At 69.0% G+C, this 5,663-nt stretch carries 8 protein-coding genes; all 8 read right to left on the reverse strand.

Features of this window, described 5'->3' with window-relative positions; translation table 11 throughout:
• Positions 1 to 205: 205 nt before the first annotated feature.
• A complete protein-coding gene (locus GORHZ_RS06710) occupies positions 206 to 1,303 on the reverse strand; it encodes a class I SAM-dependent methyltransferase (protein WP_006331447.1) in 1,098 nt (365 codons plus the stop codon).
• 90 nt (positions 1,304 to 1,393) lie between these two features.
• Positions 1,394 to 1,957, reverse strand: a complete 564-nt coding sequence (locus GORHZ_RS06715) for a 2'-5' RNA ligase family protein (RefSeq protein ID WP_040530493.1) — start codon at positions 1,955 to 1,957, stop codon at positions 1,394 to 1,396.
• Between the two features lie 51 nt (positions 1,958 to 2,008).
• Positions 2,009 to 2,725 (reverse strand): membrane protein YczE, encoded by a 717-nt coding sequence (gene yczE, locus GORHZ_RS06720; protein WP_006331449.1) that lies wholly within the window; start codon positions 2,723 to 2,725, stop codon positions 2,009 to 2,011.
• The gene (locus GORHZ_RS06725; protein WP_006331450.1) at positions 2,722 to 3,081 is read right to left on the reverse strand and encodes a YdhR family protein; all 360 of its coding nucleotides are present in this window, start codon (positions 3,079 to 3,081) and stop codon (positions 2,722 to 2,724) included. The genes yczE and GORHZ_RS06725 overlap by 4 nt, the downstream gene beginning before the upstream one ends.
• 146 nt (positions 3,082 to 3,227) lie before the next feature.
• The gene (locus GORHZ_RS06730) at positions 3,228 to 3,644 is read right to left on the reverse strand and encodes a VOC family protein (RefSeq protein ID WP_006331451.1); all 417 of its coding nucleotides are present in this window, start codon (positions 3,642 to 3,644) and stop codon (positions 3,228 to 3,230) included.
• Between the two features lie 114 nt (positions 3,645 to 3,758).
• Entirely contained in the window at positions 3,759 to 4,250 is a 492-nt protein-coding gene (locus GORHZ_RS06735; protein WP_006331452.1) for a DUF3237 family protein, read from the reverse strand.
• Positions 4,251 to 4,298: 48 nt separating this feature from the next.
• On the reverse strand, positions 4,299 to 5,108 hold the full coding sequence (locus tag GORHZ_RS06740; protein ID WP_040530495.1) for an oxygen-binding di-iron domain-containing protein: 810 nt from the start codon (positions 5,106 to 5,108) through the stop codon (positions 4,299 to 4,301).
• Positions 5,109 to 5,263: 155 nt separating this feature from the next.
• Positions 5,264 to 5,663 (reverse strand): helix-turn-helix transcriptional regulator (locus tag GORHZ_RS06745; protein WP_006331454.1); only part of this gene is annotated, 400 nt, incomplete at its 5' end.

Genomic DNA, 5,663 nt, shown 5'->3' on the forward strand with positions numbered 1-5,663 from the left:
CGATTCGGCAGACCGGCGAGGTGCGTGGCGCCGACGTTTTCGGTGAGGACGCCGAACGACTCGACCACCTCGACGAGCTCCTGCGGGCCCGGCTCGGTGATCGAGTCGTCGACGAACTGATCAGGCAAGGAGCATCATTCGCCCCGGCCGACGTCGCGGCGTATGCGGTGACTGCGCTAAAGGGTGTGCCTGGCAATCGGACGGGTCAGTCGGCGCCGAGTTCGTAGAACCGGAAGAACCCGAAGTCCTCGATCGGGAGGACGTCGACGCGCGTGAATCCGGCCTCTTCGGCGTAGGACCGCAAGACCGACGGTCGCATCACGGTCCCGGTTGCTGCCGACGGTGGTGAACTCATCGAGTCGGGGAGGCACACGAACAGCGAGAAGCCGTACATGATCTTGTCGAGATCGTCGGCGGGACCGGCGAACTCGTCGGACACCGCCTCGTCCATGACGACCATCGTCCCGCCGGGCGCGAGCGACGTGCGGGCGGCGGTCAGCACGTCCACAGGGCGTGGCATGTCATGGATGCACTCGAAGGCGAAGACGACATCAAAGGGTCCTCGGGTTGCCGCCTCGTCGCCGTCGGCGCGCAAGAACTCCACCCGGTCGGCGACCCCGGCGGCGTCTGCCGCCCGCCGCGCCATCTGCACCGATTCGTCGTCCACATCAAATCCGACGAGGGTGGCCTCGGGATACGCGCGTGCCAGCGCGATCGTCGAATAGCCACCACCGAAGCCGACGTCGGCGATGCGAGCGCCGGGCCGCGACAGCCGGGTGTGGAGATGGTCGATCCGGGCGATGGCCGGTGCGAGTTGCTGCTCGAACCACGGGCGGTTGAGGGCGGCCTGGGTCTCACGGGCATCGGCGCCGAACTCCGCCCAGCTCACCCCGCCGCCGTGCCGGTAGGCGTCGAGCAGTTTGGACAGATGCGGTCCGACCGCGGCGAACATCCGGGGCAGCGGGCCGAGATAGGCGAGGCTGTTCGTGTCGGTCAGGACCTCGGCGACCGCGGGGGAGATGGAGAAGCGGACGGGATCCGTGGTGAGGTCGGCGTCCAGGATGCCGTACGCGGCCTGCTGCTCGAGCCACTCCCGCGCATACCGCGGGTGGGTGTCGGTGCGGCGGGCGAGCTCGTCGGCGGTCTGCGGGCCGTGATCGACGAGGCACTGGTACCAGCCGAGTCGGTCGCCGAAGTACATGCTCAGCAGTTCGGTGGTGGCCAGTGCGGACGTGAAGACCCGCTCGGCGAAGGCGTCGGTGGTTGTTTCGGTCGGTGGTGTTGCCGTTGCTTGTGCGTTCATGTCACCAACCGTGCCGCGCCGTCCTCTCAACTCACTCTCACGGCGGTCTCAACACCGATATCAGCGCGAATCGTAGTCTCAACGCCGGTCTCAGGAGGCCGGCGAAGGCAGGATGTGTTCGGTGCGGGCGTCGGAGTCCCAACGCCGCAGCGCGACGAACGTGCAGGACGACTCGGTGGGTCCGAGGCCGTCGAGCGTCTGCAGCGCGATCCCGACCTCGACGGCGGTCAGGCGTCGCGCCAGGGTGATGTGTGCGGTCCAGGCACCGGGCGCGACATGTCCGAACCTCCGTCCGCCGGCGTCGGGGTCGTCGGGGCTGGTCAGCCCGGTGACCAGGTGCGACACCTGACCGTGCAGCGACAGCAGTTCGGTGTTGGGGACGATGAGCCGCGCCAGCGTATGGCGGGCACCGTGCCCGAACACCACGGGCGCGCCGATCGTGCACTCCAGCGGCAGTCGCCCGGCGGCCGGGAGCAGCGCGGTGTCGGCGGCGGCGGCGATCTTCGCGGCGGCCACCAGAGTGACGTGGGGTCGGTTGGTCTTGGCGCGGGCCTGTCCTGCGCTGGTCAGGCCCGCGCCGGTGAGTGCCGACCACTGGTGCCGAATCCGGGAATCGGTGGCCTCGTCAGGTAGGAGCTCGATGGAATGTGCCACCTGGTCAGTCAACCAGTGGTGCCAGGCGCACAGTGACCGGTTCACGGCATCTCACGGACATCCCCGTTTGCCGGCGGCACAAGGCTCTGCCAGTGGGAGGCGTTCGTCCGACGACCGCAGATCGACGACCAGGTACCCCAGCATGATCTGGGTCAACGGTCCGACGGCCAGGGCGAACACGACCGTGCCCGGCCCGGCCGAGGCGCCGAGCGCCACACCGGCCAGCAACACCGACACTTCGATCGCCGTGCGGACCGAGCGCACCGATCGGCCGGTACGCCGCACGAGGCCGGTCATCAGGCCGTCGCGCGGGCCGGGCCCCAGCTGCGCACCGACGTAGAGCGCGGTACCCAGCGCGCACAGCACCACCCCGGCCAGCATGTAGGTGACGCGGGGTACCAGCGCCTCCGGGGCGGGCAGCAACCACAGGCTCACGTCGGCCAGTGGACCGAGGAGCAGGGTGTTGGCGACGGTCCCGACGCCAGGGATCTGACGCAGCGGAATCCAGGCCAGTAACACGCACACCGACGCGGCGGTCAGCACCGTCCCCAGCGAGACGGGCACATGACGCGCCACGCCCGAGTGGAAGACGTCCCACGGAGATGCGCCGACCGACCCTTCGATCATCAGTGCGATCGACAGCCCGTACAGGGCGAGCCCGGCCACCAGGCGCAGCAGTCGTTCGGGCAGGCGTCCCGCGGTGAGCTGGGCGACGGGGCCCAAACCGGTCAACGGTTCGGCGCGGGGCGCACCGACGACGCGGCTCACGTCGCCCCTCCCGAGGCCGGCTCGGCCTCGGCCGGTACCGGCCGCAGCAGGCTCCCCGCGCGGGTCAGCTCGCTCAGCGCCACGTCGATGTCGAAGTAGCGAAACTCGACGCCGCCGATGCCGGGGTGACGGCACAGTGATGCCACCATCGGTCCGTCGCCCCAGCCGCGCGCGTTCGCCTCCGTATCGAAGAGGTAGAGGCCTCCGGCGACGCGGAGGTCGTCGTCGTAGAGCCACATCTTCCAGATCAGGCCGGACAGTTCGGCGAGGTGTGTCGCCGCCTCCCGCATGGCGATCGCCTGATCGTGGTTGTCGCGCGCCAGTGCGCGCTCGTAGTTCACCTGGAGCAGTTTCATCGGAGAAGTCCTTTCGGGCAGTGTGTCTTTCGGGGATGTTCAGGGAAGGTCCAGAGAATGTGAGGTGGGGTGGGACGGCTGCGGGCGCGCACCACCGACCCACCGGCGGTCGCCATGGCGGAGCGCCGGTGGTGAGAGAAAGAGCGTCAGAGATAGGCGAGCAGTTCGAGGGGGATGCCGTCGGGGTCGCGGAACACCAGTGCCGCCATGCCGAAGTCGGGGAGTTGGGAGATGCCGCCGTGGGCGACTCCGACGGTGGTGAGCCATTCGGCCCAGGCACGCAGATCCGGCAGCGAGTTCACCAGCAGCCCAACATGATCGAGCCCGGTGCGCTTCTCGGAGAAGGTGGCGAAGTCCTGGCCATCATGCCGGTGGATCGCCCACCACACCCGGCGGTCGGGGTCGGCGAGGACGATGCCCTCACCCCCCTCGTGGGGCACGGTGATGACGTGTTCGAGGCCGAGGACCCGCTCGTAGAACTCTTGGGACCGTCGCATGTCGGTCACGGTGAGCGCCACGTGGGCGATGCTGTGCAGGGCGGGCGGTGAGGTGGGTTCCGTCATCTGGTGACTCCTTGTCTCCAGGGCGATTGTCTCCAGGGCGATTGTCTCCAGGCCGACCGGGCGGATACGACACCAATGCTGCCGCATCCGCCCGGCCGCCGCGGGGCATCGTGCTCAGCCGATCTTCCGGGCCTCGACGACGAGGGACCCGTCGGCGAAATTGACCGTGCCGGAATGGGCCACGATGGTGGTGTTGAGATGGGCGAGCGCCGGATGCGCGGTCTCGAAGGTCGCCGCCACGTGGATCGTGTACGGCTCGGTTGGCCACGCGAAGCCGGGGCGGACGATGTCTGCGGGCGTGGGGGCCGCGACACCGGCCGGCGGCTCGAGGTAGCCGTGCAGCTCGACGGCGACCACCTTGTCGTCGAGGGTGACGACCTCGTGGGCGGTGACGATCCCGGCACCGTCGTGTCGGATCCGGAAGTAGTCGAGTCCGACCAGGTCGGCGCCGGCGAGTTCACCGAGGGTGATCTTGCCGCCGAAGTGGCCGTTGAGGCGGAACCCGTCGGCGACGGGGCCGATCGGGACGATCTCGGTGAAGTTGCCCTCGAAGCGGTACACCGGTTCGGTGGTGGCGGACTTCTGGTGGGCGAGGGTTGCGGTCATGATTTCTCTCCTGTGTTGTCGAGGTTCTGGTTGCTGAGGTGAAAGGGGTTATCCGACTGCGGCGGGTGTGAACTGCGCCAGCAGGGTCTCCAGTTGTTCCTGGGTCAGACCCGGTGTGGGTTCGGCGGATTGGGCGGCGATCACCGCGTCGAGGCTGTCTGCGATCCGCCGGCGCACGGGCGGGAGATGCGAAGAGAGCAGCGCGCTCGGTTCGAACTGCCGTACCTCCTCCACGTGTTCGGCCAGTCGGGCCCGGTCGGTGTGGACGACCCACGGGCTGTCCACGGTCGCCCAGGTGATCTGGGCCGACCGCAACGTGTATGCGTCGACGTCGTCGGCCGAACGCGTAGCGACGAAGTCGCCCGGCAGCGGTGCGCCGAAGCAGTCGGAGGCGACGTAGGCGCCGGTCTTCTGATCGAGGAACCCGAGTGTCCCGGGGCTGTCGAACAGCGGCGGGCGCACGGCGTAGAGCGCCCGGTCACCGACGTCAACGACGTCGCCGGGGTTCACGATCCGGGTGCGTTCCGGCGGGAGCCACCCGTCCGGGGCGGCCCGGCCGAACGTCATGAAGGTGCCGAGAACTGTTGCCCGCGGCGCCATCTCGAGCAGCCGCGGCAGTGCGCCGGTGTGGTCGCGATCCTCGTGGGTGAGCCAGATCCACCGCAGATCCGCCGGATCGATGAGATCGCCGAGCGCGTCGAGGAATTCGTCGTCGAGGATCTCCACCCCGGAGTCCACCAGGACCGGCTCCGCGGAACGGAGCAGGAAGGCGTTCATCGGGATGGTGCCCAGCCCGGGGACCGGCCAGTAGGTAGGGATGACGTGGGTGTCGGGGAGAGCGGCGAATGTGTCTCCCACCCAAGGTTGTTGCATGCTCGCCTGCTTTCGTCGATGTCGGGGACCATCCCCGACACCCACGAGGCTGCCGTGTGCGCGGCATGGGGTTAGCCGCGCCGAGTACCCAGTTAACGCCCCGACGACACCCAGGTTGCGGGACCGGGATCGGACCCCGATCAGGCCAGTCCGAGCCGCTCGGCGAACAGCGCCAGCTCCCGGCGGTCGGCGAGCCCGGTCTTGGTGAGCAGGCTGCTCACATGACGTTCGACGGTGCGCGGCGACAGCACCAACCGATCAGCGATGTCGGCATTCGGCAACCGCATCGCGATCAGCAGCAGCACGTCGACCTCGCGACTGGTCACGCCGAGCTCCAGCAGCCGTTGGGGGACCTGGCTGATGCCGCGACCACGCCGCGGCACCGGCGCGCCGAGTTGTTTGAGCATCCGACGGCAGTCGGTGGCGAGCGGGTCGTGGTGGTGTTCGGAGAACCAGCGCACGGCGTCCTGGGCCCAGGTTTCCGGCGAACCCCAACCGTCCGCGCGGGCCCGCGGCAGCGCTGTCCACCGCGAGAGGTGC

The sequence above is a fragment of the Gordonia rhizosphera NBRC 16068 genome (genome assembly GCF_000298195.1).
Classification (GTDB): domain Bacteria; phylum Actinomycetota; class Actinomycetes; order Mycobacteriales; family Mycobacteriaceae; genus Gordonia; species Gordonia rhizosphera.